The organism is Arthrobacter sp. zg-Y916 (genome assembly GCF_020907385.1).
Classification (GTDB): Bacteria; Actinomycetota; Actinomycetes; order Actinomycetales; family Micrococcaceae; genus Arthrobacter_B; species Arthrobacter_B caoxuetaonis.
The window spans coordinates 180,488-206,839 of record NZ_JAJJOD010000006.1; the positions used below are offsets into that span (position 1 = coordinate 180,488).

The 26,352-nt window shown below is 66.7% G+C and carries 18 protein-coding genes and 1 tRNA gene; 5 read left to right on the forward strand and 14 right to left on the reverse strand.

What is annotated here, in order from left to right; all coding sequences use genetic code 11:
• Nucleotides 1-27: 27 nt before the first annotated feature.
• From LOC59_RS10920 to LOC59_RS10950, 7 genes are all read right to left on the reverse strand, one after another.
• The gene (locus LOC59_RS10920) at nt 28-2,709 is read right to left on the reverse strand and encodes a LuxR C-terminal-related transcriptional regulator (protein WP_227916448.1); all 2,682 of its coding nucleotides are present in this window, start codon (nt 2,707-2,709) and stop codon (nt 28-30) included.
• Between the two features lie 29 nt (nt 2,710-2,738).
• On the reverse strand, nt 2,739-5,330 hold the full coding sequence (locus LOC59_RS10925; protein ID WP_229971942.1) for an AAA family ATPase: 2,592 nt from the start codon (nt 5,328-5,330) through the stop codon (nt 2,739-2,741).
• Between the two features lie 380 nt (nt 5,331-5,710).
• Nucleotides 5,711-6,295: an aminoacyl-tRNA hydrolase gene (pth, locus tag LOC59_RS10930; RefSeq protein ID WP_227895092.1), complete on the reverse strand. Its 585-nt coding sequence runs from the start codon at nt 6,293-6,295 to the stop codon at nt 5,711-5,713.
• A 6-nt stretch (nt 6,296-6,301) separates the two neighbouring features.
• Entirely contained in the window at nt 6,302-6,910 is a 609-nt protein-coding gene (locus LOC59_RS10935; protein WP_227895094.1) for a 50S ribosomal protein L25/general stress protein Ctc, read from the reverse strand.
• Nucleotides 6,911-7,247: 337 nt separating this feature from the next.
• Nucleotides 7,248-8,231, reverse strand: a complete 984-nt coding sequence (locus LOC59_RS10940) for a ribose-phosphate diphosphokinase (RefSeq protein WP_227895096.1) — start codon at nt 8,229-8,231, stop codon at nt 7,248-7,250.
• Nucleotides 8,228-9,739, reverse strand: a complete 1,512-nt coding sequence (glmU, locus tag LOC59_RS10945; protein ID WP_227895335.1) for a bifunctional UDP-N-acetylglucosamine diphosphorylase/glucosamine-1-phosphate N-acetyltransferase GlmU — start codon at nt 9,737-9,739, stop codon at nt 8,228-8,230. The genes LOC59_RS10940 and glmU overlap by 4 nt, the downstream gene beginning before the upstream one ends.
• Before the next feature lie 85 nt (nt 9,740-9,824).
• Nucleotides 9,825-9,896, reverse strand: a tRNA-Gln gene (locus tag LOC59_RS10950).
• A 118-nt stretch (nt 9,897-10,014) separates the two neighbouring features.
• On the opposite strand from LOC59_RS10950, the gene LOC59_RS16780 reads away from it, so the two are divergent.
• On the forward strand, nt 10,015-11,109 hold the full coding sequence (locus LOC59_RS16780) for a TetR family transcriptional regulator (protein ID WP_331460444.1): 1,095 nt from the start codon (nt 10,015-10,017) through the stop codon (nt 11,107-11,109).
• An 85-nt stretch (nt 11,110-11,194) separates the two neighbouring features.
• Here the strand turns inward: LOC59_RS16780 and LOC59_RS10965 are convergent, their stop codons facing one another.
• Genes LOC59_RS10965 through rsmA form a run of 3 tightly spaced genes read right to left on the reverse strand, consistent with a single transcriptional unit; the run spans nt 11,195 to nt 14,903 of the window.
• The gene (locus LOC59_RS10965) at nt 11,195-13,057 is read right to left on the reverse strand and encodes an ABC-F family ATP-binding cassette domain-containing protein (protein WP_227895098.1); all 1,863 of its coding nucleotides are present in this window, start codon (nt 13,055-13,057) and stop codon (nt 11,195-11,197) included.
• A gap of 23 nt (nt 13,058-13,080) precedes the next feature.
• The gene (locus LOC59_RS10970; protein WP_229971944.1) at nt 13,081-14,028 is read right to left on the reverse strand and encodes a 4-(cytidine 5'-diphospho)-2-C-methyl-D-erythritol kinase; all 948 of its coding nucleotides are present in this window, start codon (nt 14,026-14,028) and stop codon (nt 13,081-13,083) included.
• Complete coding sequence (gene rsmA, locus LOC59_RS10975; protein ID WP_227895102.1) at nt 14,025-14,903, reverse strand: 16S rRNA (adenine(1518)-N(6)/adenine(1519)-N(6))-dimethyltransferase RsmA; 879 nt, start codon at nt 14,901-14,903, stop codon at nt 14,025-14,027. The genes LOC59_RS10970 and rsmA overlap by 4 nt, the downstream gene beginning before the upstream one ends.
• A 226-nt stretch (nt 14,904-15,129) precedes the next feature.
• Here rsmA and LOC59_RS10980 point away from each other — a divergent pair, with 226 nt between their 5' ends.
• Nucleotides 15,130-16,368: a helix-turn-helix domain-containing protein gene (locus LOC59_RS10980; RefSeq protein WP_229971946.1), complete on the forward strand. Its 1,239-nt coding sequence runs from the start codon at nt 15,130-15,132 to the stop codon at nt 16,366-16,368.
• 29 nt (nt 16,369-16,397) lie between these two features.
• Here LOC59_RS10980 and LOC59_RS10990 read toward each other — a convergent pair whose 3' ends face one another.
• Both LOC59_RS10990 and LOC59_RS10995 read right to left on the reverse strand, forming a co-directional pair.
• A complete protein-coding gene (locus tag LOC59_RS10990) occupies nt 16,398-17,525 on the reverse strand; it encodes a transglycosylase family protein (protein WP_331460445.1) in 1,128 nt (375 codons plus the stop codon).
• 274 nt (nt 17,526-17,799) lie between these two features.
• A complete protein-coding gene (locus LOC59_RS10995) occupies nt 17,800-18,738 on the reverse strand; it encodes a TatD family hydrolase (protein WP_229971948.1) in 939 nt (312 codons plus the stop codon).
• Between the two features lie 112 nt (nt 18,739-18,850).
• Between LOC59_RS10995 and LOC59_RS11000 the strand changes: the two genes are divergently transcribed.
• From LOC59_RS11000 to LOC59_RS11010, 3 genes are read left to right on the forward strand one after another with little or no spacing between them, the layout of a single operon-like run.
• Nucleotides 18,851-19,912 carry an AAA family ATPase gene (locus LOC59_RS11000; protein ID WP_227895108.1) on the forward strand — a complete coding sequence of 354 codons (1,062 nt, stop codon included), beginning with the start codon at nt 18,851-18,853 and terminating at the stop codon, nt 19,910-19,912.
• Nucleotides 19,913-19,936: 24 nt separating this feature from the next.
• Entirely contained in the window at nt 19,937-21,379 is a 1,443-nt protein-coding gene (locus LOC59_RS11005; RefSeq protein ID WP_229971951.1) for a DUF58 domain-containing protein, read from the forward strand.
• Nucleotides 21,376-23,781, forward strand: coding sequence for a transglutaminase family protein (locus tag LOC59_RS11010; RefSeq protein ID WP_229971953.1), 2,406 nt, complete (start codon nt 21,376-21,378; stop codon nt 23,779-23,781). The genes LOC59_RS11005 and LOC59_RS11010 overlap by 4 nt, the downstream gene beginning before the upstream one ends.
• 87 nt (nt 23,782-23,868) lie before the next feature.
• Here LOC59_RS11010 and LOC59_RS11015 read toward each other — a convergent pair whose 3' ends face one another.
• Both LOC59_RS11015 and rsmI read right to left on the reverse strand, forming a co-directional pair.
• Complete coding sequence (locus LOC59_RS11015) at nt 23,869-25,347, reverse strand: NAD-dependent succinate-semialdehyde dehydrogenase (protein ID WP_227895113.1); 1,479 nt, start codon at nt 25,345-25,347, stop codon at nt 23,869-23,871.
• A 156-nt stretch (nt 25,348-25,503) separates the two neighbouring features.
• Nucleotides 25,504-26,307, reverse strand: coding sequence for a 16S rRNA (cytidine(1402)-2'-O)-methyltransferase (rsmI, locus tag LOC59_RS11020; protein ID WP_229972164.1), 804 nt, complete (start codon nt 26,305-26,307; stop codon nt 25,504-25,506).
• Between the last annotated feature and the right edge of the window lie 45 nt (nt 26,308-26,352).

A 26,352-nucleotide genomic window follows, 5' to 3' on the forward strand; every position in this document is an offset into this window, starting at 1 on the left:
CCCTACCGAGTAGAGACAGTCGGCGCGCTACTCCCCCATCAGCTCGGCGGTCAGCTCGTCACGTTTGCTGATGCCGAGCTTCTCGAAGATCCGGTAGATATGTCCTTCCACGGTCCGGACCGACAAGTACAGCCGCTCCGCCACTTCAGCGTTCCGGTATCCCTTGATGACCAATGCCGCAACGTCCTTCTCGCGGCGGGTGAGAACCGGCGGTCCCGAGGCATTGCGGCGGGCAGCAGAAGCGTCGGTGCCCTTGCCGATGCTCCGTTGGACTCTCTGTACCTGGGTACGGTCACCACTGGTCTTTGCCAGCCTCAGTGCTTCCTGGAGTGCCAGCGGCCGCAGCCCCTCACTGTCGGCGTCGACGGGCTCCGCGGCGATATGCAACAGGGCCGTAACGTCCTGGTCCAGGACAGCCCTGGCGAAGACACTCATGGCACGTCCGCGCGGCCCTTGGACGTCTTCGCTCAACTTCAGGAGGCGGTTCATGCTCGTGGAATCGCCGAGATTCATGCTGAGTGCCCGCAGCTCGAATTCGGCCGCCACGAGTCCTTGCTCTTCGGCCTGCGCTGCCGCTTCGCGGAGCTCCTCGAGAAAGGCAGGATCATTCGTCCGGGCGTATTCCGCGGCGAGGCGGTTACCTGCCGCTATGACGCGCGTCGTCAGGGTCCCGCGGGGTGTCAGCTCTCCGGCGTCGGCCAGGAGTTCGTCTGCCCTTCCGGTATCGCCCTGCCGTGCGGAGATCTGCGCGGCAATCGCGAGGGCCAGGGGAAGGCTTCCCTCAGGATCGTGTGCCCGCAGGCCCTCGATGGCCGCCGCAAGCTTGGGCAGTGCAGCACGCAGCTCACCCCGGCGCAGGTCCATTACGGCGAGGCACAGGTCCACAGAGCCCCCGATCCGGATGAAGCTCCGAGAGGAGGCGACAAGATCCTGGTGCACCGAGTTCTGTGCTTCGTCCCAGTAACCGGCCCAAAGCAGGGCTGAGAGATGGCGGTGCAGGACGAATTGGTAGTAAGCCAGGAAACGGTGGTCGTTTCGCAGCACGATCCCCAGTGCTTCACGGGTGAAGTTGACCGCTGTCTCTGCCCGCCCGGTACAGGTGTGGATGTCACCGAGCAGGGCCGAGGCAACCAGTACCGCTTCCAGGTCGCCTGCTGCACGCGCCTCGGTGAGCAGATCCGTTAGCTTGGCGGCGGTGGTGCGGTAACTCCCCGCTGCGACATCAATGAGGGCCCCGAGCAGCGCTGCGCCACGCCGTGAGGAGGCGATGTCGGACAGCATTTCGGCGTCTGCCGGGCCCTCGGCGGATGCGCTGGACTCAATGCGGTCGATGGCGGCCTCCCAGGCGCGGCGGACACCGTGGACTTCCTCCGCGTTGGATTCCCCGTGCTGTCTTAGCTGCACCTCCAGCAGGGTTCCCAGTTTGGCGGTCGTGAGGTCCGTGGAAGCATCGACCGTGCCGGCGACGAGCTCCCGGGCTGCCCGGTGATTTCCGCTTTGGTAGTGTGCCCGGGCAATCTGGACGCTGGCCGCCGGCAGCAGCTGCGGATCCTGGATCTCCCGGGCCGCTCGCAGGGCGAAGTTGCTGTCGAAGAAATTGTTGGCCATGAAGGCTGCCCGGAGCAGCTGGTCGTCGGGAACCTTTGCGCCGCAGTCCAGGGACCAGGCAACGCTGCGCAGCAGCCCGTCCATGGAATCGGTATGCTCCGGCAGGACCTCGAGCACCCTCTGCCGCAGGCGCGCGCTGCGCGCCGCAGGAACCATGTGCCGCACCAGCTCCCCGTACAGCGGGTGCCTGGGACGCAGCAATCGAGGCCCTTCGTGTTCCACGCTGACCAGGTTCGAGGCCGTCAGGGAGTCCACGGACCGGTGCAGGCCCAGCTGGAACGCCACCCCGACGGGCACCGGTTCCGCCAGCGCAATAATCTCCATGGCTTCCCGCTCTTCGTTCGAAAGCCCGGAGAGCTGGGCTTTCAGGAGGTCCCCAAGGCGCCCCTGGGGCGGGCGGACGTTTTCTCCCAGCAGCCACACGCCGTGGCGGGACACCAGGTTCCCGGTCCGCCGTGTCTCGGCGAGCAGAGCCAGGACAAACATCGGGTTTCCACCGCTCTTCCGGGCCAGCTCGGCACTCGTGGTGCTGAGGACCGGTCCCCCAAGGACCTGGCTGCACAGTTCGTGGACCTGGGCGTCAGTGAGGGGCAGCAGGTGGTGCCGCGAAATCACTCCGCTCCAAACCAGTGCGGGTATCCCGGCCGGGATGTCCGTAATGCTCCGGGTAAGCAGCAGCATCCGCACGGTGCCGGAGACCATGAGCTGCGAGAGCAGGTCGGCACTTGCCTCATCCAGTGCGTGGGCGTCATCCACCACTACCAGCGGCAGCACCCGCCCTTCGCGGTCTGCGGGCCGCAGGCGTTCAAGCAGGGCCCGCATTACGGCAAGGGGTGAATCCGTGTCATGGGCTGAGAGGACGGGAAGCAGGGGCGCCAGTGCCCCGAAAGGGATTCCGGTCAATGCGGAGCTGGCATGAACCCGGTGCACGGGCATTTCCCTGCCCAGCGTCGCAGCCACGACGTTAGCCACGGCGCTCTTGCCCAGCCCTGCTTCGGCCACAATCAAAGCACCATGCAGCTCAGCCGAGCGCAGGCTGGCCAGGACTGCGCCAACCTCCTCATCGCGGCCAACCAACTGCTGCGAAGCAAAACCTTGCATTATTCCCCCACCTCACTCCCGGATCGTTCCTAGCCCAGAATCTCTCTCAACTCGGACCGCCCGGACACACGCAGCTTTTCGAACAGCTTTCCCAGATGCCAGTCCACGGTACGGGCTGACAGATTCAGTTCACCGGCTATTTCGGTCCGTGTCTGGAACCCTCTTGCCAGGTGAACCAGCCGGGCTTCAAAATCGCTGAGCCCTTCCAGCATCCGTTCGAGACTGTGCTCCCGGCGGAGTTTACGATAGGCGTTGTTTTCAACACCAGCGGCACTGCGAAGCACGCTGGGCGCCGGCGTGGCGCCTCCCTGCTTGCGTACCAGTTGGGCTGCCAGGTAAGCCAGGCGGTGATTGCCAAGTGCTGCCGCGCCCTGCGCTGCCTCAAGCAGCAACCGGGGATCCCCGTCGGCCACGCCCTGGCCATACGCTTTCAACGCTTCGGCCCACCGACCGGATGCCGCGGCAGCAACCCCGGCCAACTCGGCCGCCGCCCGCTGGTCCCCCTGAGACACAGCCGCTTCAAGGCAGGCCAGCGCAAAGGAGGTGTTCCCCCGCTGGTTCGCCTCTTCAGCCATCTGGGTGAGCCGCTGTGGGGCCGCCCCGCTTTCCTGGGCAATGGTCCGGAAGTATTCACTGATCTTTTCGACATGCCAGGACGGCTTGTGCCTGAAACGGGGCGCCAGGTCCAGGTACGCGGCAGCCTGAACGGCGTCCCCTCGTTGGGCGTACACGTAGGAGACCAGTGCAGCTGCGAGGGGGAGCAGGTCTGCAGGGTCGCGGAACCTCAGCTGGCACAGTCCCGGCACCAGCACATCCAGTGCTGCGTCGTTTTCGCCGGCGGCGGCGTGGATGAACCCTTTGGCCAGTTCACCGGCAGTTCCCCGGTAGGATTCAGGGATTCCGTCACTCAGCGCCTGAACGAAGCCGGAGGCGCGGTCCAGTTCTCCTGCCGCGTAGAAGGCATAGAAGACGCGGGTCACCAGAGTACTCTGGTCAGCAGCTTCCATCGGAGCCTGCAGCAGTTCCCATGACTGCTCGATCAGCTCTACAGCCTCCTCCGCCCGTCCTGTCATAGCCAGTGATTCTGCCGCCATGGCAGTCGACAGGGCCCTGAACCTCTCGGGAGTATCCCGGCGGTCCCGGATGCCCAGCAGGGGCTCGACGGCCGCGTGATAGTCGCCGCCGGCCATCCACACCTCCGCCTGCACCAAGGTGAGGGCTGCCTCCCTCTCGGCAGGATAGCCAGTCCCCGGCGGTGGACACAGCCCGTCCAGGACCTCCTGCGCGTTGCCTTCTTTTGGCAGGCTGCGCAGCAGGACAGCCTTGAGCAGCATCAGCTCGGTCCATCGTTCCCACCGGGTGGCCCGAAAGCCCTCTTCGGATTGCCTGAGGATGCTCAACGCGCGCTGGTTCTCGCCCAGGGCGTTCAGGGCACGGACTTCCTCAATCAGCAGGTCCTGGTGCGGTCCGTCTCCGGCGACGGACTGGGCGTAGAGCAGTGCGGCGGAAGGCCTGCCCATTCCGTTCGCCAGCTTGGCAGCACGCAGCACGAGGTCCGGGTGCGGCCGGCCCTCGCAGGCCAGCGACCATGAGACATAGGCAGTGACGGTAGCAGGGTCCAGTTCCACTTCGCGCTTGATATGGGGTGTTACCTGCTGCCACAGCTGATGGCTGCGTCCCAGGGGCACGTTTTCGGAGACAACCGTGGCCAGCAGCGGATCGTTCAACCGCATCATCGGAGTCCTGCCGGTGGTAAGTTCGACCACGCCGGATTCCTGCAGTGAGTCCAGAGTTTCGGGCGCTGACAGCTCCAGCATGAGCGGCACCGGCAAACTCTTGGTGAAGGCCAGTATTTCCACTGCCCTGCGCTGCTCCGGCCGGAGCCTGGCCACCTCAGCGGAAAAGAGCTCCGCGATGGAACCTGTATGTACATAGGAGCGGGCCATTACCCAGACGCCGTCCGAAAGAACCAGCCGCTTCGCCTTTACCTGGTCTTTCGTCATCAGGATGGTGTGGTGCGGATTGCCTCGGGTCTGAATCCACATCGCTGTCCCGGCGGGCTCTGATACGGGACGGCCCAGCACGTGTTGCATGAGTGCACGGACGCCGCTTGGCGGCAGGGGCTCAAGATCTGTCCTCTGGAGATAGCCGTGAGACCAGAGTTCAAGGATTTCCGGCTCGGCGTGGAGGACATCCCTGGCCGTGGCTATGACGGTAGCGTTTCCGCCCCGCACCAACTGGGAAAGAACAAGGGCCGAAGGGGCGTCGAGCTGGTCTGCGTCATCCACAACTACCAGGAGCGGTGCTTTGCCGGCTTGCAGCTGCAAAAAACGCTGCACCTCCTGCAGCACCTGTACTGGATGCAGCTGGCCGGCATCGGGAAGTTGGCTCAGCCACCTGGCCATGGCGCCGTAAGGGGTTTTGCGCGAAACCTGTGTCCCGTGCAGTTTGAGAACATAAAAGCCTGACGCGCTCTCGGCAAGGGCTTCTGCCAATGCCGTCTTCCCGCTTCCGGCCGGGCCGACGATCAGGACGCCCCGGCGACCGTCCCGTTCTGATTTGAGCTTGTGGAGAACGGAGTCCCGGCCAACAAGTGCTACGTCTGTCTTGCCGGATGTCATGCCGCGCCAGCCAATTCGCGCGGCACTTCTCGCCGTTCCATGTGTCTCCCCCGCAGTGCCCCATATCGATGTGTGAAGCGCAGCCAGCAGCGCGAGTCACTGGAGTCACAGTACGCTCCATCTACCTCCATAGGAAGGTATAGACGGAGCGTGTTAGATATGGGGATGAAAAGGGACCGGCGCCGGGATGGGGGTGGCCCAGTCTCGGAGGCCTCCCGACGCCGGCCCCGCTCAGGAGCCCGAAGGCTAGGGCCAGTCTAGGCCCGGCCCATGGGGCAAACAATGCCCCAAAGGGGGGCTGGGAACACTGGTTAATTACCCGAAAATTGCCGGGGTCCTACTCGTATGCCGTGACCTGCGGCTATGCCGGAAAACTCAGTTCAGGAGCCGGTATGGAACTTCTGCTGGGCGGCTGTGAGTCCCTCGGAAAGGAGGAGTTCAACGGCATCCGCACCGTCGGAAACCAGGAATGGAAGCTCTTTGGACTCAACGCTGCCGAAGTCCTTCAGCACGTAATCGGCCGTTTCCATCCGGCCGGGAGGGCGCCCCACACCGATGCGCACACGGAGGTAGTCCTTGGTGCCCAGCGCCTTGGAAATGTCGCGGAGTCCGTTGTGTCCGCCTTCTCCCCCGCCAAGCTTCAGCTTGACGGTGTTGAAGGGAATGTCGATCTCGTCGTGGACGGCCACGACATTCTCAGGGTCAATCCCGTAGAAACGGGCCAGGGCAGAAACCGGTCCGCCCGAAAGGTTCATGTACGTCAGGGGTTTGGCCAGGACCACTCGCGGGCCGCCGATGCCGATGCGGCCCTCCAGGACCTGGGCACGTGCCTTGTGCGATTTGAACGTGCCGCCCATCCGGGACGCAAGCTCGTCGAGGACCATCTGGCCGACATTGTGCCGGTTACGGCTGTAGCCGGGCCCGGGGTTCCCGAGCCCGGCTACAAGCCAGGTGCTGCTGTTCAAAGAGGACTATGCCTCGTCAGCGGGAGCAGCCGGAGCTGCGGCTGCTTCAGTCTCAGTGGTTTCGCCGAGGTCCTGGACAGCGGACTCGGAGATGTTGATGACCATGGTCTCGGGATCGAGGAGGAGCTCGACGCCGGCAGGCAGTTCCAGGTCCGAAGCGTGGATGTGCTCGCCGGCCTTGCGGCCTTCGATGCTCACGGTGATGGTTTCCGGCAGGTTGGTGGCGTCAGCGGAGACCAGCACAGTGTTGGCTTCCTGGTTGAACACGTTGGCACCCGGTGCCAGTTCGCCTTCAACGTGGACGTTGACCTCAACCTCGACCTTTTCGCCCTTGCGGACGGTCAGGAGATCGATGTGCTCGATGATCTGCTTGATCGGATCGCGCTGGATATCCTTGGCCAGGGCCAGGTGAGCTTCACCGTCAACGTCGATGTCCAGCAGGGCGTTCGGGGTGCGGACGGCCAGCGTGGTTGCCTTGGCCGGCAGCAGGATGTGCATGACGTCGGCGCCGTGGCCGTAGATTACTGCGGGGATCTTGCCGGCGACGCGTGCCTTACGGGCTGCACCCTTGCCGAATTCGGTGCGGATGGTGGCTGCGAGCTTCTGCTCAGACATTGCTAACTCCTGTTGTGGTTCTTCCGGGATTTCAGTTGCCTATCCGGCGCCGGTATCGGAACGAACCAAGCTGCATCGTCTGCGTCCCTGAAGGGAACGCGTGCAGTTGAGAAGTTGCCAGCCACCGTCGATAACGGAGGTCCTCCGGGAAATTCCGGGGCCTCCCTCGCCTAGGCATCGAAGACCATGTTACCAGCTTCCCGGCGTCGCACTCTCCCGCGTTCCGCGCACCGCCCCCGGCAAAATCCCTCCCCAACCACCGAGAGGCCAGTTACGGCTGGTTTGAGCGCTCAAACCGGCCGTAACTGGCCTCTCGATGAAAAGGGAACGCGGGAGGCTAGGCCTTGCCGTCGAACAGACTCGTGACTGAACCGTCTTCGAAGACCTCACGGATCGCGCGGGCGATCAGCGGGGCGATCGAGAGCACGGTCAGCTGCTCGAAGCGCTTGTTGACCGGGATCGGCAGGGTGTTCGTGACGACGACCTCGCGGGCGCCGGACTCGGCCAGGGTACGTGCAGCCGGATCGGAGAACACAGCGTGGGTGGCCGCGATGATGACGTCCTTTGCACCGGCCTCCTTCAGCACGCGCACGGCGCCGGCGATCGTTCCGCCGGTGTCGATCATGTCATCGATCAGGACGCAGGTGCGGCCTTCAATCTGGCCTACAACCTGCTTGGAGACGGCCTGGTTCGGGACGGTGAGGTCGCGGCTCTTGTGCACGAAGGCCAGCGGGGCGCCGCCGAGGCGCTCGGCCCACTGCTCGGCAACGCGGACCCGGCCGGTGTCCGGGGAAACCACGGTGACGTTGGCGACGTCCACGCGGGTGCGGATGTAGTCAGCCAGCAGCGGGATGGCCATCAGGTGGTCAACGGGGCCGTCGAAGAAGCCCTGGATCTGCGAGGTGTGCAGGTCAACGCTCATGATGCGGTCTGCGCCGGCGGTCTTGTACAGGTCCGCCACCAGGCGGGCGGAGATCGGCTCGCGGCCGCGGCCCTTCTTGTCCTGGCGGGCGTAGGGGTAGAACGGGGAAACCACGGTGATGCGCTGGGCCGAAGCGCGCTTGAGCGCGTCGATCATGATCAGCTGTTCCATCAGCCAGTTGTTCAGCGGTGCCGGGTGGGCCTGGATAACAAAAACATCCTTGCCGCGCACGCTCTCGCCCGGACGCACATAGATCTCGCCGTTGGCGAAGTCATAGGCAGCCAGAGGCAGCAGCTCCGTGTCGAGGCACTTGGCCACTTCCTCCGCCAGCTCAGGGTGTGCCCGTCCTGTGGCTAGGACAAGCCTTTTTTCACCTTGTGCGGTGATTACGCTGCTCATGACTGTTCGCTTTCTCGCGTGGGGATATCAGTACCGGAGAGGGAAGTCTGTGTCTGGGCGCGCTCGGCGGCCTGCGCTGCAGCGGAGCCGGGACGGTTGGCCGGCACCCAGTTCTCGAGGTTGCGCTGGGGCGCCACGTTGATGGCCAGCGAGCCCGCCGGAACGTCCTTGCGGATCACCGTTCCAGCTCCACTGTACGCCCCGTCCCCCACGGTGACGGGCGCCACGTACATGTTGTCGCTGCCCATCCGCACGTGCGATCCGACCGTGGTGTGGTGCTTGTTTACGCCGTCGTAGTTGACGAAGACGGAGGCTGCGCCGATGTTCGAGTGCTCGCCGATGGTGGCGTCCCCCACATAGGAAAGGTGCGGAACCTTGGAACCGGTACCGATGGTCGCGTTCTTGGTTTCCACGAACGTGCCGATCTTGCCCCGCTCCCCCAGCCGGGTTCCCGGGCGCAGGTAGGCGAAGGGCCCGACGTCGGCTCCTGCCCCGATCACGGCGTCAGAGCCGTGGGTGCGGACCACCTTGGCGCCCTCGCCGATGCTGACGTTGGTGAGGGTGGTGTCCGGGCCGACGACGGCGTCGCGAGCCACCGTGGTGGTGCCGTGCAGCTGGGTGCCGGGAAGGATCGTCACGTCCTCGTCCAGGGTGACGGTGGAATCGATCCAGGTGGCTGCCGGGTCCACGACGGTCACGCCGGCACGCATCCAGCGCTCCAGGTTCCGCCGGTTGTGCTCGGCGTTCAGGGCTGCGAGCTGCACGCGGTCGTTCGCGCCCTCGACCTGCCACTGATCCGTGGTGACAACGGCGGCAACCCGGCCGCCTGCCGCCCGGGCAATGGCCAGGACGTCGGTCAGGTACATCTCGCCCTGGGCGTTGTCCGTGCTGACCCCCGCCAGGGCCGAACGCAGCACAGCGGCGTCGAACGCGTAGATGCCGGAGTTAATTTCGTTCACGGCCAACTGCTCGGCAGTGGCGTCCTTCTGCTCCACGATTCCGGTGACGGTTCCGTCTTCGGCCCGCAGTACCCGGCCGTAGCCGGTGGGGTCCTCAACACGGGCAGTGAGGACGGTGACGGCGTTGGAGTCCACGTTGTGCACTGCCACCAGCTCGCGCAGGGTGGCCGCTTCCAGCAGCGGCACGTCGCCGTAAGTCACGACGACGGTTCCTTCCAGCGGGGTGAGGGCGTCAATGGCTTCGACGGCGGCCTGGACTGCCCGGCCGGTTCCCGGGACGTCGTCCTGGTCAACGATCAGGGCTCCCGGCTGCTGCGTGCCAACGTGTTCCGCGACCTGCTCGCGTTCATGGCGAACCACGACGGCGAGGGTGCGCGGGTGCAGCGCCTGGGCCGCGTTCAGTGCGTGGCCGACCATGGAAACGCCGCCTACGGGATGCAGGATCTTCGGGAGGCGTGACTTCATCCGGGTGCCTGCCCCGGCGGCCAGGACAATTACGGCGGCCGGACCGGCTTCGGTCTTCGTTCCGGTACTTTGCGGTTCCTGCATGCTCACGAAAAAGCGCTCCTACACGTTGTCCGGAAGGGGGTCGGGGCGATGCTCCCTGCCCCCTGTTGAGGCTGCCGCCTTTGCGTTCCGCCCATAGGATTCGAACCTATACTCCACGGCTCCAAAGGCCGGGGTGCTGCCGTTACACCAGGGCGGAAAGTATGCAGCGCCGGCTGCACACAAGAGTCAAGTTTGCCACGTCTTCGGGCTCGTCCGCGACTTGGGCCAGCGCCGGCCGCCGGGGGTGCCGGCGCGGGAATGCGTAGACTGGGACAGTGGCGAGAATAACAGCGGCGCGCTCCAGGCCCCGCATGACCGGTATCCAGCGGAGGGCCCAGCTGATCGGCGTCGCCCGTTCCCTCTTCGCCCTGCGCGGACTTGAGGGTGCCACGATCGAGGACATCGCCGCCGGCGCCGGAGTCTCCAAACCCGTGGTCTATGAACACTTCGGCTCCAAGGAAGCCCTGTACACGGAGGTTGTCGACACCGAATTCGACCGGCTCCTTACTGCCATCACCGAGGCACTGGGCGCCGACGCCGGTCCCCGCGTCCTGCTGGAGCGGGCCGCCTATGCACTCCTGGACTACATCGAAAACCACACTGACGGTTTCCGCATCCTGGTCCGCGATGCTCCTCCGTCCCAGCCCGAAGGCACCTTCTCCACGCTGCTCTCGCGCATCGCCGCAGACGTGGAGCACATTCTCTCCAAGGAATTCGGCAGCCGCGGCCTCAGCGCCGAAGTCGGCGGAATGTATGCCCAGATGCTGGTGGGCATGGTCGCGATGACCGGGCAGTGGTGGCTGGATGCGCGCTCTCCGGACAAGGCGACGGTGGCCGCGCATCTGGTGAACCTGTCCTGGAACGGACTCACCGGCCTGCAGAAGGAACCCGCACTGGGCTACATTCCCGGAGCCGGAGCGCCTGTGGTCCTGACCCTTTCGGCAGTCCTGCTGCGGGACAGCGAGGGACGCATCCTGCTGGTCCGCAAACGCGGCACCCGCCGCTTCATGCAGCCCGGCGGCAAGCTTGAACCTGGTGAAGATTTCCGTACTGCCGCTGCGCGCGAGGTTAATGAGGAATTGGGGCTCGACGTTGCGCCGGAGGATTTGTCCGACATTGGCCGCTGGTACGGGCCCGCTGCGAATGAAGCCAATACGTTCATCGATGCCGGCCTCTTTGGGCTGAACGTTCCGGGTCCGTTTGGAAGCGGTGCTGCCAAGGCACCCCAGGCTGCCGCGGAAATCGAGGAAACCCTCTGGCTGACCCCGGCGGAGGCCTTCGCCCGCAACGACATTTCCCCGCTGCTGCGCGATCACGTGCTGCCCCAGCTGCTGGCCCAGGAAAACCCGGCCCCCGGCGTCGACGGCTAACCCCTGCAGCTTTCCCTCTCACCGAGATAGCAGAAACTGCCCGTTTCAGCGCTGATACGGGCAGTTTCTGTCATCTCGATGGAGGTTATTCCAGGATCTCCGAAGCCTCGAGCCACTCCATTTCCAGTTCCTCCTGCTCGGCAGCAACGGCCTTGAGCTTGGCGTTCAGGTCTGCCAGCCGTTCGAAGTCGGGATTGCCGCCGGCAGTTTCGGCATTCATCTGCTCATGGACCTTGTCGGCCTGCGCGGCCAGCTTGTTCAGCTGCCGCTCAATCCGGGTGAGGTCCTTCCGCGCCGTGCGCTTGTCCGCCTCGGAGTACAGGCTGCCTGCCACGGCCGTGGCCGTGGCGCTTCCGTGGGCAGCATCCGGACGGGAGGCACCGGCCTGCGCCGCGCGGGTGGCCTGCGAGGCCCCTCCGCCGCCCGCTCCTCCGGAAGCCAGCGCTGCTTCGCGCAGCTCCAGGTACTGGTCGACGCCGCCGGGCAGGTCCCGGAGCTTGCCGTCACCGAGCAGCGCCATCTGGGTATCCGTGACGCGTTCGAGCAGGTACCGGTCGTGCGAGACCACCACCAGGGTTCCAGGCCAGCCGTCCAGCACGTCTTCGACGGCTGCGAGGGTGTCGGTGTCCAGGTCGTTGGTCGGTTCATCCAGCATCAGCACGTTCGGCTCCCCCACCAGCAGGCGGAGCAGCTGCAGCCGCCGGCGTTCTCCGCCGGAAAGCTCGCGGACCGGTGTCCACTGGCGCTGGGAGCTGAAGCCCAGCTGTTCCACCAGCTGACCGGCGGACAACTCGCGTCCGCCAACGTTGAAGACCCGCTTTTCCTTCTCGATGACCTCGATAACGCGCAGGTCCGCGACTTCATCCAGCTCCCGCACCTCCTGGGTGAGGACAGCCGTCTGCACGGTCTTGCCGCGCTTGAGCCGGCCCGACGTGGGTTCCACCGTTCCGTTGAGCAGGCGCAGCAGGGTGGTTTTGCCGGCGCCGTTCACACCCACGATTCCCAGCCGCTGGCCGGGAGCCAGGCGCAGGGTGATATTGCGGAAGAGTTCGGTGTCCCCCAGGGTCAGTGAGACCGACTCAAGGTCCAGCACGTCCTTGCCCAGCCGCGCCGTGGCCATCTTGTTCAGCGAGAGGGTGTCCCGCGGCTCGGGAACATCGGCGATCAGGGTATTGGCGGCCTCGATCCGGAACTTCGGCTTGGATGTCCGGGCCGGTGCGCCGCGGCGCAGCCAGGCGAGTTCCTTCTTGATCAGCTGCTGCCGTTTGCCCTCAACCACGGCCGCCGTGCGGTCGCGTTCGGCCCGGGCCAGCACATACGCGGCATAACCGCCGTCGAAGGGATCGACGACGGCGTCGTGCACTTCCCAGGTCCGGGTGCAGACTTCGTCAAGGAACCAGCGGTCGTGGGTGACCACCAGCAGTGCGCCGTCGGTGGCGCGCCAGCGCTGCTTCAGGTGCCGGGCCAGCCAGGCGACGCCTTCGACGTCGAGGTGGTTGGTTGGCTCATCCAGCATGACGACGTCGTCGTCCCCCATCAGCAGCTTGGCGAGGGCGACACGCCGCTTCTGCCCGCCGGAAAGCGAGGAAACCTTGGCGTTCCAGTCCACTTCCTGGACCAGGCCGCTCATGACGTCGCGGATCCGCGGGTTGGAAGCCCATTCGTGGTCCGCGGCATCACCGACGATCGCGCGTCCAACGGTGAGTTCGCCGTCGAGCACATCAGATTGGTCCAGGTATCCCACGGTGACGTCGCGGCGGCGGGTGACCCTGCCGCCGTCAGGCGTCTGCCGCTCTGCGAGGAGGCGCATCAAGGTCGATTTGCCGTCGCCGTTGCGTCCCACCATGCCGATCCGGTCGCCCTGGTCCAGTCCCAGCGAGACGCCGTCCAGGATGGTGCGGGTGCCAAAGGCGATGCTGAGGTTTTCAGCGCCAAGCAGGTGTGCCAATCGGAGCTACTTTCGTCGGTGGTTCAGGTGATGTCAGCCGGGGCGGTGACTTCCGCACCGCGGGCCGGGCCGTGCACGGCAAGGGCGTTGTGCCCCTCGGCACGCAGGGCCGATTCGAGGTCCGCAGCTGCCGCCGCGCCGCCGGCCAGGAAAGCAAGGGTGGGGCCGGATCCGGACACGATCCCGGCGAGTGCACCCAGTTCCCGTCCCCGGTCCAGCACAGGTGCCAGCTGGGGCGCCAGTGACAGTGCGGCAGCCTGCAGGTCGTTATGGATAACGCCGGCCAGCGCGGCAGCGTTCCCGGACCGGACTGCTTCCAGGACCCGGGGATCGGCTGCAGCTGGTTCGGGGATGTTTCTGCCCGCACGCAGTTCATCCAGCCGCCGGTACACCCCCGGCGTGGACAGCCCGATCGAGGAAGCGACCAGCACCCAATGCAGGGACGCTTCCGCGTCCAGCGGGGTCAGCTGGTCTCCAACCCCCAGCCCGACGGCGGCTCCCCCGGCAAGGGCGAACGGCACGTCCGCGCCGAGACCGGAAGCAATCGAGGCCAGCTCGGTGTGTGAGAGGCCGGTTCCCCACAAGGAGTTGCACGCCAGGAGGGCAGCGGCCGCATCCGCGGACCCGCCTCCCATGCCGCCGGCAACGGGAACCCGCTTGGTGATCAGCAAATCCACGGCCGGGTCCCGGCGGCCGGTCCGGTGCGCCAGCTCCGCCGCCGCACGGGCCACGAGGTTATCCGGTCCCAGCGGGATGCCGTCCACGGGGATCCGCAGCGGTCCGCCGCCTTCAACGGCAACAGTGATTCCGGACTGCCCCGCAGTGGCCCGGACGTCCTCCAGCAGGCTCACTGCCAGATAAACGCTGGCCACGGAGTGGTAGCCGTCCTTACGGAGCGGCCCCACCTGCAGGAAAACGTTGATCTTTCCGGGCGCGCTGACGCTCGCCGTGTGGATGCCCGGGATGCTCATGCTGCGTGCCGCGCCTCCGCGATCCGGGTGTAGGCATGGATATCCAGCACCTCACCGCGGGCACTGGGGTCGACTCCGGCAGCCCGAAGCGCCCGCTCGGCCTCCGCCGGGCTCCCGGCCCAGCCGGCAAGGGCCGCGCGCAGCGTCTTCCGGCGCTGGGCAAAGGCCGCATCAATGACGGCGAACACTTCCTCCCTGCTGGCGGTCGTGTCCGGCGGCGTGTGCCGCTCAAACCCGACCAGGCCGGAGGCAATCTTCGGGGCAGGCCAGAAGACGTTCATCCCTATTACGCCGGCCTTGCGCATGGTCCCGTACCAGGCTGCCTTGACCGAGGGCACGCCGTACGTCTTGGAGCCCGGCTTCGCCGCCAGCCTGTCGGCAACTTCGTCCTGCACCATGACCAGGCCGTGGCGCAGGCTTGGAAAGTTCTCCAGAAGGTGCAGCACCACGGGAACGGCAACGTTGTAGGGAAGATTCGCGACCAGGGCGGTGGGCTCCGCGGGCAGTTCGGTCACCCGCATGGCATCGGCCAGGACCACATGCAGGTTCTGTGCTTCCGCCGGACGCCAGGTGCGGACGGTCTCGGGGAGCCGTCCAGCCAGTACCGGATCAATCTCGACGGCGACCACCTCGCGGGCCGCATCCAGGAGGCCGAGGGTCAGGGATCCCAGTCCGGGTCCAACCTCCAGGACGGTTTCCTCCGGGTCCAGCGACGCCGCCGCAACAATCCTGCGGATGGTGTTCCCGTCGATGACGAAGTTCTGTCCGAGGGTTTTTGTGGGGCGGACATCGAGTTCCTCGGCCAGCGCCCGGATATCGGTGGCGCCGAGGAGCGGCTTGGGCCGGGAAGCGGGCGTCGAAACGGAATCAGTCACTGCCTAATACTAGCGCCAGAGCCCTGCTTCTCCGGTGTCCAAGGACCTTTCGCCTAGTCGGGCCAGTCCCCAACCCGCGTCCTCGAGCACTGCACCGGATGCATCGGGTACGTGTTCATACGATTCCTCCTCGGTTGTCCCTTTTGCTCTCCCGCGGCTTAACACCCGCCGGTAGCATTCGAGCCTTGGCGGACTTAAGTCTGCCGCACCAAGGCGAACGGCGGATATGGCGATGGGCAAAACCTTTGGCGAAAAGCTTAGGACTGCACGGCGGGATCGCTTCCTCAGCCGTGCCGAACTGGCTGCGCCGATGCTGCGTGAGCGCGACGTTTCACTGCTTGAAGCCGGACGCCGGGAACCGGGACCCGGCGCGATCCAACACTTTGTGCAGCAGCTTGCAGCAGCCCCGGGCGCCCTCCGGCGGCCGGGCGGAACAGCGAGTGCGCTCTACCTCTCGCTGAGCGCCTCCCAGTCGTGGGACGAACGGAGCTACCGGCAGTGCCTGGATCAGGCTCTGGCCGGGGCAGCCGCCGCATTGGCTGAGCAGGACGTGGACGAATGGTGGGACCTGTCCTTCCTCGCCGCACGCTCCCAGCTCAAATTGGAGAACTATGCCGGATGCATCCAGCAGGCGCAGCTGCTGGCACGGCACCCGCTGGCCCTGAGGCGGGACCCGCTTCGCGCCCGTGCCCGGGCACTTCTGGCAACGGCGTATCAGGGCTCGGGCAACCTGGCTCAGGCTGTCAGCCAGGCGAAGGCGGCAGTCGCGGCAGCCGAGGCGGCCCCTGCCAAGGGCGGCGTGGTCCTTCTTGAGGCGTACCAGTGCCTGGCAGCTGCCCTGACCGAAAGCGGGAAGGTGGCGGAAGCCTGGGAGATCTGCCGCGTCCTGCTGCTCCCGCTGCTCGACACCGTGCCTGATGCCACCGCAGCCGGCAAGGGTTTCTGGACGGTCGGAAACGTGGCTTTCCGGCGCGGTGACAGCACAGGCGGCCAGGCGTTCCACCAGCGGGCCGCCTCGCTTCTCAGCCCCCGGCAGGACCTTGAGCTCTGGGCGTCCTTCAACAAGGCATCGGCCAGTATGCGGCTCTCCTCGGGCCTGCACGATGACATGACGCTGGACTGTATGCAAAGAGCGCAGGCGGCCCTCGCCGTCGTCGGTGAATCCTCATCCGACACCCTGGACCTGCTCCACTCACGCGGCCGCTGGCAGCACCTGCGGGGGAACAACGTCGAAGCGGTCATCCTCCTGTCCCAGGCGTACGCCGAGCGGGAGCGGCTGGCGCCGCAGACAGCAGCAGAGGTTGCCCTTCAACTGGGCATCAGCCTGGCGTCACTCGGCGAGAGCCGGCAGGCAGCCGAGCGCCTGCAGGAGAGTGTTGCCCTGTTCCTCAGGGCCGGTGCAACGGACCGTTCCGGACATGCGTCAGCCCTGGCAGAGTCCCTTGTCCAGGACTGCCAGGGCTGATGCGGATTCAGTGGTCCGGCCGGCCGGGCCTAGAGGAGTCCGAGCTTCCGCGCGCAGGAGGGCCAGTGACCCCAGCCGCCGTTCGCGCGGAGGTTCTCCGCGACGGCAATCTGCTGCTCGGGTGTCGCGCCGCTCGCTACGGGGGCGTAGGCGCCGCCTCCGGCTCCGATCCAGCTCTGCGTGCTGAACTGGAGTCCGCCGTAGTAGCCGTTGCCGCTGTTGATGTGCCAGTTTCCGCCGGACTCGCACTGGGCGAGCGCTGCCCAGGTGCCTCCGGCCGGCGCGGTGCCTCCAGCCGGCGCAGCCGGCGCGGGACGCTTCTTGGTCCCTACGGCTACGGTCTCCGCAACCGGTGCCACGTTGAGTGTTTCGCTGGCCAGGCTCCTGCTGACTTCGCGTCCGTCGAGGATGACCATGTTGAAGACGAGCGTGCGTTCGCCCGGGACACCGGCTGCCGTGACGTTCTTTTCGCCTTCGAAGAGTTCCGGGTCCTCGACCGAACGGGTCTCGTAGGGGACAGCTTCGGTGACGGTGTCCTGGGAACCGGTCAGGACGCGGGTGACTTTAAGGACCATGCCGTCAGTGATGTCCGCGCGGACAGGAACCGAGATCCGGTCCGCCGGAGCAAGCTCGGTGCCGGTCTCCTGGAGAAGTTCGCGGACCGTGCCGGCCGTGGTCTCAACCTGAGTGGTTTTGCCGTCTGCTACCACCAGGACTGACTTGGGGGTGGAGATGGAGAGCCCGGTCAGCTTGGTGAGCGAAGTGTCCAGTGAGGCGGAGAGGGATGACTTTGTCGAGACCCGGAGTTCGGAGACCAGGTCGGCGACCGTCGCTCCGGTGGTCTGGATGGTGTGGCCTGTGCCGTCGACGTTCACGTCAACGGTCTTGGCAGTGATGACTTCGATCGTGGTGCCGTCCTGCACCTCGGTGCCGGGAGCGGGAACAACGAGGTCCGCCGCAGCCAGCTGGATGTCGGCCTTTTCCAGGACGTCCTCAACGGTGCCGCCGAAGGTCAGGATGTCGCTGGATTCGCCGTCCACTTTCAGGACGACGGACTTGTTGGTGCCGACAAAGGCCACGAGCCCCAGGATGAGGGCCACCATGACGGCGGCCTGGCCGCCGAGTTTGAGCCCGCGCCTCACGAAAGAAGTTGCCACGCCAATTCCAAACTTTTACAGCTCCCGGGCACGGGGACATGGCACAAGCCGGGCGTACTCCGGGTCTCACGGAGCGCCGGCGGGTGCAGGCAGGGACCGCTTTGCGTCTGCGCACTCCGCCGGGAGGCAGGGGCACACAGCGTTGCAGAAGTGGTATCAGTCCGGCAGCCTTCCCCGACCCCGGCTAATAGGTCCCTACCGTAACCGAACCGTGATCTGCGGGCAAACCGGGCCCTGACCTGTGACTTTCGTTACAGCACCCGGTTCCGGGCCGTCACACCGGCAGGCTGCCCTGGTCCCAGCTGCCGTAGACGCGTTCGGTATTCGCGCTGAGTGAGGCGCAAAAGGAGTCCAGCTCCACGCCGCGGACCTCGGCCATGGCCCGCACGGTGTACGGGATCATGTAGCTGGCGTTGCTCCTGCCGCGGTAGGGGTGCGGGGTCAGGAACGGTGCGTCCGTTTCCACCAGGACCAGTTCCGGCTCAGCGATCGCGAGCGCATCGCGGATACCCTCGGCGTTGCGGAAAGTGACTGTTCCCGCGAAGGACATGTACCAGCCCTTTTCATTGCAGATGCGGGCAAGGCCGGCGTCTCCGGAGAAGCAGTGGAACACGACGGCGTGCGGTTCGGCTTCTTCCGCCAGGACCTTGACGACGTCATCGTGCGCATCGCGGTCGTGGATCTGCAGAGCGGTGCCCGTGCGGCGGGCAATGTCGATATGGCGCCGGAAGGAGTAGTGCTGGGCACCCACGCCCTCAGGCCCGGTGCGGAAATAGTCCAGACCGGTTTCTCCCACCGCCCGGACCCTCGGCAGCTGGGCCAGGGACTCAATCTCGGCAAGGGCATCCTCAAGGGTTCCGGCAGCGGCCAGCTCCGGCGCATCGTTGGGATGGATTGCCACGGCAGCGAGCAGCCTGTGGTCCTCGTGGGCCAGGCGTGCAGCGGCCCGGGAAGACTCCAGATCCGTTCCCACCTGCACGGCACCGCTGACTCCGGCGGCGGCCGCGGCATCCAGCGCAGCGGAGATCCCCACGGCACCGGGTGCACCGTAGTCCAGGTGGGTGTGGTTATCGGGGACGGGCACGGGCAGCGGTTCCGGTGCCGGACCGAATGCCTTCCCCGGGCGGGACCCTTCGGTCCCGTCCCCGGCCGGAGGCTGCGGCTGGTAGGTCTGCGGTATCTGCCCCGGAACATAGCCGCCGTCGATAGTCATGTCTTTAAGCCTAAGTGAGCTTGTACCCTGTACGTACATATGTGCCCAACCGCCAGCCGTGCCCTCGTTAGCGAGTGCCGCGGCTGTGTCCTCCGTAGCCTGGAAGGTTTTCATGGACGCTCGAGACACGTCTGCTGCCACCGCTGGTCTTGATGCGCCGGGCTCCGGGCTTGCTCCGCTGTCCGGAGCCGGAACAGGCACGGCAGAGGACACGTTCCTGGCGGCCAGCACCAGGATCCTGGGTGCCATCAACTCGGTGATCGATGGCAAGGAAGAAGCCTCCCGCCTGGTCCTGACGGTGTTGCTCGCCGAGGGACACGTCCTGCTGGAAGATGTCCCCGGAGTGGGTAAGACGATGCTCGCCAAAACCCTGGCACGCGCAGTGGACTGTTCCGTGACGCGCATCCAGTTCACCCCGGACCTGCTCCCGTCGGATGTCACCGGGGTGTCCATCTATAACCAGGATGCCCACCGCTTCGAGTTTCGACAGGGCCCGGTTTTCGCCAACATCGTCATCGGTGATGAAATCAACCGTGCCTCCGCGAAGACCCAGTCCGCGCTCCTGGAGTGCATGGAAGAGCGCCAGGTAACCGTCGACGGCGGGACGTACCGGCTGGCCGAACCCTTCATGGTCGTGGCCACGCAGAATCCGCTGGAAATGGAGGGCACCTACGCGCTCCCCGAGGCCCAGAGGGACAGGTTCATGGCGCGGATCTCGCTGGGCTACCCGGACACGGCATCGGAAATGGAGATGCTCGAGACCCACCAGTCGGTATCGCCGCTGGATGCGGTTGTTCCGGTGGCCACCGCCCGCGACATCGCTGCCATGACGGCGCGGGTCCGGGATGTCTATGTCTCCGCCGCGGTCAAGGAATACACGGTGGCTATCGGAGCCGCCACCAGGGATCACCCGCAGATCCGCCTCGGGGCAAGCCCGCGGGCCCTGCTGCAGCTCCTGCGGGCTTCCAAGGCCCGCGCAGCCCTGGACGGGCGCGACTTTGTCCTTCCCGACGACGTCGCCCAGCTTGCCGGCGCAGTTCTTCCCCACCGCCTGATCCTGGAACGCAAGGCACTCGGCGCCGGGGAGACTCCCGCGACCGTACTGCAGGCCATCCTGGCGAAGGTGCCGGTCCCCCGGCCTCCCGGCGCCCAGCTTTCCGCCGCCCGGCCGTAACCGCCAGCCCGCCCGAGGAGGGCCATGCAGTCCAAAGTCAGTACGCGTATGCTCACCAGCCGCGGCTGGGCACTGGCCGCGGCCGGCGTCGTTGCACTCCTCAGCGCGCAGGTACTCGGACGCCGCGATCTTCTCCTGCTGGCAGTGTTCCTGATCCTGCTCCCCCTGGCCGCCGCATTGGCCCTTCGGCTCCTTCGTCCGGCCTTGACTGTGGAGCGCACCTTCGCCCCGGCCACGGCGCAGACCGGGACCGCCGTCAACATCTCCCTGTCCGTGACTCCAGTCCGGCCCTTCACGGCATCGGCAAAAATGCAGGAGGAACTGCCTCCCCGATTTGGCGCGAGCCCGCAGTTCCGGTTCCCGGCAAGCCGGACGGACCCCCGGGGAACCAGCAGATATGAATACCGGCTGCGCTCCTCCAGGCGCGGCATGTACCGGATCGGCCCGGTCAGCGCCGGATTCCAGGACCCCTTCGGACTGGCCCTGCTGCGCCACACCATCGGCGGAACGGACCCGCTGATCGTCAAGCCGGCGCCCGCTGAGCTTCCGGCAGGGGTTCTCGAGGGGTTGCGCGGATCAGACGGGCCCGTCGCTGCCCGTTTGCAGGGGGTCGCCAGCCAGGACGACGTGACCACCAGGGAGTACCGGCACGGGGATCCCATGCGGCGGGTGCACTGGTCGGCCACTGCCCGGCACGGCGAGCTGATGGTCCGCCAGGAGGAGCCGGTGACCACCCCGCGGGCGACGCTCATCCTGGACCAGCGTGAATCCTGTTACGACACCGGGTTCCTCTCACCGTTCTGGGCAGAGGCAGCCGATGGTTCCGCCCCGGCAAGCTCCGAGTCCTTCGAATGGGCTGTCTCGGCAGTCATGTCCATTGGCGCGCACCTGATGGAGCACGGTTTTGCCGTGCGTGTCCTTGATGTCCTTGCCCGGCCCGGCCTCGCCCGGTCGCCTTCTGCCGTGGACCCCGGGACGGACACCTTCACCGGTCCCGGCGGAATCGAGGATCTGGGAGAAGGACTGGCGGCCCTGGGCCTCGAAGCGCCGGGCGCAGGCGCGCCGGAGCCGCAGGCAGCGAAACTGCTCCGGCGCCGTACATCCGGCGTCCCGGGAGGGGCCCAGGCCTGGACCGGTCCGCAGCAGGCTCCGGGTGTCCGCGGCCCATTCGGCGACGTCCTCACGGAGGCCCTCCTCAGCCAAACGCAGCGCGGCCCCCTCGTCGTCGTCACCGGGGCCCTGACGGAAGCCGATGCCCGCCGGCTGGCACCGACCGGGGAGCTGGCCCCCGCAGCCGTTGCCCTCCTGGTCTGCGACCGCCCGGCTGCCGCGGCACCAGCACTGGCTGTCCTTCGGGAGGCAGGCTGGAGCGCGGTGGCTGTCGCCCCGTCCCGGCCGCTGGCCTCCGTCTGGTCGGAGACTCCGCCTGCCGGCCAGCGGACGGTTCAGTTGGGAGGCGGACGATGACGGCAACGGCGACCCGGCCCCGGCAGCGGCCGCAGGATCCCGGCACCCGCAGGCCCCGCACCGGCTCAGCCCAGCTGATGACCTCGGCTGCAGCGGCCGCGGCAGTTCTGCTGTGTGCGTTCAGCGTGCAGGGCGTATTGGAAGGCCTGGCCTGGATGTGGCCCCTCGCCTTCATTGTCGTGGCGGTGTCGACGTCGATGGCCTTGGCACGGTACTTGCTGCTGCCCACGGTCCTTGTCCCGGCGGCCGGGCTTGTGGTGCTCGCCATGTCCCTGACACTCGTTTTTTCCTCGGAGGACAGTTTCCTGGGCGTCATCCCTACGGCCGCCACCCTGGCCCGGGCGGAAACCCTGCTGGCAGAGGCGCAGAGTGTAGTGATCACGCAGGTCATTCCCGTGGTCCCGGATGCCGGCGTCGTTTTCATTGCCTGCCTGGCCATCGGCCTGGTCACGGTCCTGGTCGATACCCTGGCAGTAACCCTGCGGATGCCTGCAGCCAGCGGTTTGGGCCTCCTCACGATCCTGCTGGTTCCGGCGATCATCAAGCCCCAGAGTGTGGGCGCGGCCGGTTTCGCTGCTGCAGCGTCCGGCTTCCTGCTGGTCCTGGCCGCCGGGGTGTGGGAGGAGCGTGCAGCAGGCACCGGCCGCACGCTAAACCGAACGAAAGACGGCACGAAAAACCGGCCTTCCAACGCCCATGCAGCGGGAGCCCTGGGGATCGGGGCGGGCGCCGTACTCGCCGCCTTGCTGGTGCCCCTGGCAATACCGGGCTTCAACACGGGTGCTTTTCCGCAGGGCGCACGGATGGATTTCTTCGCCGGGGCAACTGGACTCAACCCCGTGGTCACCCTCGGGAACGACCTGCGCCAACCCACCGCGACCGGCCGCATCACCTACGCCACGGACTCCACCCGCCCGCTGTACCTCCGTTCCACGACGCTTGAGGACTTTTCCGGCAGCCGCTGGGCGCCGGACACGCGCTCGGAGGAGCGGCGCGTCGGAACTGGAGCGATGATCCCCCGGGAACCGGCCGGCCCTGAAATCGAAACCACCGTAACGACGACGCTCATTGCCTCGCAGTCCTACGCCAGCCCCTGGCTGCTGGCGCCGTACTCCCCGTCTTCGATCTCCGGGGCAGCCGGGGCATGGACCTGGGATCCGTCCACGATGACCCTCCTCTCGGCAGATGGCAGCGCCCAGGGTCAGTCCGGGTATGAGGTCCGCAGCTCTGTGCCCACGGTGACCAGCGAAAGGCTGTCGGCAGTGCAGCCGGCCCCGGCGGACGCCGTGGACGGGATTTTCACCGAGCTTCCGGACGATCTCCCGCAGATCATCCGGGATACCGCCCGCGAGGCCGCGTCCGGCAAGGACACTCCCTATGACCAGGCCCTGGCGCTGCAGTCCTTCCTCCGCGGCCCGCAGTTCAGCTATTCCCTCGACGCGCCTGTTGAAGGCGGTTACGACGGCAACGGGATGGACGTTCTTGCCCGGTTCCTGGAACAGCGCTCCGGCTACTGCGTGCACTTCGCTTCGGCAATGGCCGTGATGGCGCGCGAAGTCGGCATTCCCAGCCGGATGGGCCTTGGCTACGCACCCGGGCGTTCCACCAACCAGACGGCTGCGGGACCTGACGGGCAGGAATTGGACGAGTATGCGGTCGATTCCCGCGACGCCCATGCCTGGCCCGAGCTCTACTTCGAAGGTGTTGGCTGGGTGCGTTTTGAGCCGACCCCGTCCCGGGGTGTCGTACCCACTTATGCCATCCCCCGGCAAGCTAACGCAGCGTCCGCGATCCAGGCGGACAATGACCCGCGCGGCCTCGGTGCCGCGATCCCGGCGCCTGCCCCGTCCAGCCCTGCCCCGGGCCCCGAAACTGTTCCTGAAGAACCCGTTGAAACCGGCGGTGCGCCGGTAGCCGGCGTCGGAATCGCAGTGCTCGTGGCCGCAGCAGCCGTACTGGCGCCGTGGGCACTGCGGCGTCGCCGGACCCGGCTGCGCCGCAGCACCCATGGTTCCTCCGGCGGTGCCCGGCTGGCCTGGGCGGAAGCCACGGACCTGGGCCAGGACTACGGATACCACGCCATGACAGCGGACACCCCGCGGTCCTACGCGGACCGGCTGGTGACCGAGGCCGGGCTCACCGGGACCGCGGCAGCGGCGTTGCAACGGCTGCGCCGGGCCTACGAAACCGAGGCCTACGCTGCCCCGGCGCCCAGATCCGGCACCGGCACCGGCACCGGCACCAGCACCGGAGCAGGGTCTGCGCATCGGGTTGCCACAGTCCAGTCCACGTGGTCCGACGTCGAGTCCGTGGCCCGCGCACTGGGGGCTTCAGCGCCGCTGGGGACCCGGCTGCGTGCCATGTTCTTCCCCGCCTCGCTGGGGCGTGCCCGGAGGAAATGACGTCCCGGAAACCGGTCCTTAAAAAGCGGTGTCCCGCCACCTGTTGCTGACAGTGACGGGACACGCCGGCAGGCTACGCCAGGGCTGCTAGGCCGTGGGGTCGGCGATGCCGATGTACTGCGTGTAGAGGTACTCCTCGATGCCCTCGTCGCCGCCCTCGCGGCCCAGGCCGGACTGCTTGACGCCGCCGAACGGTGCCGCGGCATTCGAGACAACGCCCGCGTTCAGGCCCAGCATGCCGGTCTCCAGCTTTTCGCCGATCCGCAGGCCGCGGTTCAGGTCCTCGGTGAAGACGTAGGCGATGAGGCCGTATTCGGAGGCGTTGGCCAGCTTCACGGCTTCCGCTTCGGTGGAGAAGGTGATGACCGGAGCCACCGGGCCGAAGATCTCTTCCTTCAGGATCCGGGCGCCGGCCGGCACGTTCTTGAGCACGGTGGGCGCGTAGAAGTAGCCGGGGCCGTCCACCGGGGCGCCGCCGACAACGGCGGTGGCGCCGTGCTCCAGGGCGTCCTCGACGAGCGAGTGGACCTTGTCACGCGACTTGGCATCGATCAGCGGCCCAATCTTGGACTCGTCCTCGGTACCGCGTGCGGTGGTCAGCGCGCCGACCTTGGCGGCGAACTTCTCGCTGAACTCGTCAGCGATGTCTTCGTGGACGATGAAGCGGTTGGCTGCTGTGCAGGCTTCGCCCATGTTCCGCAGCTTCGCTGCCATGGCACCCTCCACTGCCTTGTCGATGTCGGCATCTTCGAAGACGACGAACGGAGCGTTGCCGCCCAGTTCCATGGAGGTCCGCAGTACCTTCTCAGCGGCGTCGCGGATCAGGCCCTGGCCTACCGGTGTGGAACCGGTGAAGGAGACCTTGCGCAGCCGGTCATCCTTCATGATCGGTCCGGTTACTTCACCGGCTTTCGTCGTGGAGACAACGTTCAGGACACCGGCGGGCAGCCCGGCTTCCATCATCACGGCAGCGAAAAGCTGCGAGGTCAGCGGCGTGAGCTTCGCGGGCTTGAGCACCATGGTGCAGCCGGCGGCCACTGCGGGAGCGATCTTGCGGGTGGCCATGGCCAGCGGGAAGTTCCACGGGGTGATGAGCAGGCAGGGGCCCACCGGCTTCTTGGTGACCATGATGCGGGACTTGCCGTCCGGTGCTGTGCCGTAGCGTCCGGTGACGCGGACAGCTTCCTCGGAGAACCAGCGCAGGAATTCGGCACCGTAGGCAACCTCGCCGCGGGCTTCAGCCAGCGGCTTGCCCATTTCCAGGGTCATGAGCAGCGCGAAGTCCTCTGCCCTGGCCGTAACAAGCTCAAAGGCGCGGCGCAGGATCTCGCCGCGGACACGCGGCGGAGTGGCTGCCCAGGACTCCTGCGCGTCTGCGGCGGCGTCCATGGCCGCTGCGCCGTCTTCGGTGCTGGCGTCAGCGATGCTCAGCAGCACCTTGCCGGTAGCGGGATCCTCGACGTCGAAGGTCTTCCCGCCGGCGGCGTCGCGCCATTCTCCGTTGATCAGCAGGCCGGTGGGAACCTGGGCCAGCAGTTGGGCCTCGCGGTCAGCGGTTACAGCCATGGGTGAGCCTCCATACGTACGTGGGTTTTCCGGATCACATTCGTCCGGTGCTGCCTTTACCGTAAAACGGGGACTGCCGGGTGTAAATGCGTACCTGCACAACACTCGGGGCAGATCACTGTGCACTTGGCCCGGGCGCGGCGCCGGCGGCTGTCGCTAGGGCTGAGTCCCCCGGGCGGCGAGCACGGCTTCGTAGAGTTCGCGTTTGCTGATCCTGGCATCGGAAGCGATCGTTGCAACCGCGTCCTTCAGCCGCGAGCCCTGGGCGATCAAGGCGTTGACCGCCTCCACATGGTCCTCGGGCGCCTCGGGTGCGGCGTCGCCTGCCCCGCCCACGACGACGGCGATCTCGCCTCGGATCTCGCTGGTTTCGGCCCATTCGAGCAGTTCGCGGAGCGGGCCCCGCAGAACCTGTTCGTGAAGCTTGGTCAGCTCGCGTGCCACCGCTGCCGGGCGGTCGCCTCCGAACGCGGCATCGAGGGCCCGCAGCATCACCTCAAGGCGGTGCGGGGCCTCGAAGAACACCATGGTCCGGCGTTCAGCGGAAAGCTCGTCGAGCCGCGCCGCCCGCTCCCCTGCCTTCCGCGGCAGGAAACCCTCAAAACAGAACCGGTCGGTCGGCAGGCCGGAGAGCGCCAGCGCCGTCAGCACGGCGGACGGTCCCGGAGCCGCCGTTACCGGAATGCCTTCGGCTGCTGCGGCTTCTACGAGCCGGTAGCCGGGATCCGACACGGAGGGCATTCCTGCGTCGGTGACCATGAGCAGGACCGCACCGCTGCGGACCAGGTCCAGCAGTTCGGGAGTCCGGGACTGTTCGTTGTGCTCGTGGTAGCTCAGGATGCGTCCGGTCGGGGTGATCTTCAGGGCGCTGACCAGGCGGTGCAGCCGCCGGGTATCCTCGGCGGCAATCACGTCGGCGCTCTGGAGCAGGTCGATCAGCCGGACAGTGGCGTCTCCCATGTTTCCGATCGGCGTAGCTGCCAGCACGATCTGGCCGGGTCCTAC

Coding starts and splice junctions, on each gene's coding strand:
- LOC59_RS10920 (WP_227916448.1), bottom strand. CDS start 2,709: ATGCAAGGTTTTGCTTCGCAGCAGTTGGTTGGCCGCGATGAGGAGGTT.
- LOC59_RS10925 (WP_229971942.1), bottom strand. CDS start 5,330: ATGACATCCGGCAAGACAGACGTAGCACTTGTTGGCCGGGACTCCGTT.
- LOC59_RS10935 (WP_227895094.1), bottom strand. CDS start 6,910: ATGTCTGAGCAGAAGCTCGCAGCCACCATCCGCACCGAATTCGGCAAG.
- LOC59_RS10940 (WP_227895096.1), bottom strand. CDS start 8,231: ATGAGCAGCGTAATCACCGCACAAGGTGAAAAAAGGCTTGTCCTAGCC.
- glmU (WP_227895335.1), bottom strand. CDS start 9,739: ATGCAGGAACCGCAAAGTACCGGAACGAAGACCGAAGCCGGTCCGGCC.
- LOC59_RS10970 (WP_229971944.1), bottom strand. CDS start 14,028: ATGAGCATCCCGGGCATCCACACGGCGAGCGTCAGCGCGCCCGGAAAG.
- LOC59_RS10980 (WP_229971946.1), top strand. CDS start 15,130: ATGGCGATGGGCAAAACCTTTGGCGAAAAGCTTAGGACTGCACGGCGG.
- LOC59_RS10995 (WP_229971948.1), bottom strand. CDS start 18,738: ATGACTATCGACGGCGGCTATGTTCCGGGGCAGATACCGCAGACCTAC.
- LOC59_RS11000 (WP_227895108.1), top strand. CDS start 18,851: ATGGACGCTCGAGACACGTCTGCTGCCACCGCTGGTCTTGATGCGCCG.
- LOC59_RS11005 (WP_229971951.1), top strand. CDS start 19,937: ATGCAGTCCAAAGTCAGTACGCGTATGCTCACCAGCCGCGGCTGGGCA.
- LOC59_RS11010 (WP_229971953.1), top strand. CDS start 21,376: ATGACGGCAACGGCGACCCGGCCCCGGCAGCGGCCGCAGGATCCCGGC.
- LOC59_RS11015 (WP_227895113.1), bottom strand. CDS start 25,347: ATGGCTGTAACCGCTGACCGCGAGGCCCAACTGCTGGCCCAGGTTCCC.
- rsmI (WP_229972164.1), bottom strand. CDS start 26,307: ATGGGAGACGCCACTGTCCGGCTGATCGACCTGCTCCAGAGCGCCGAC.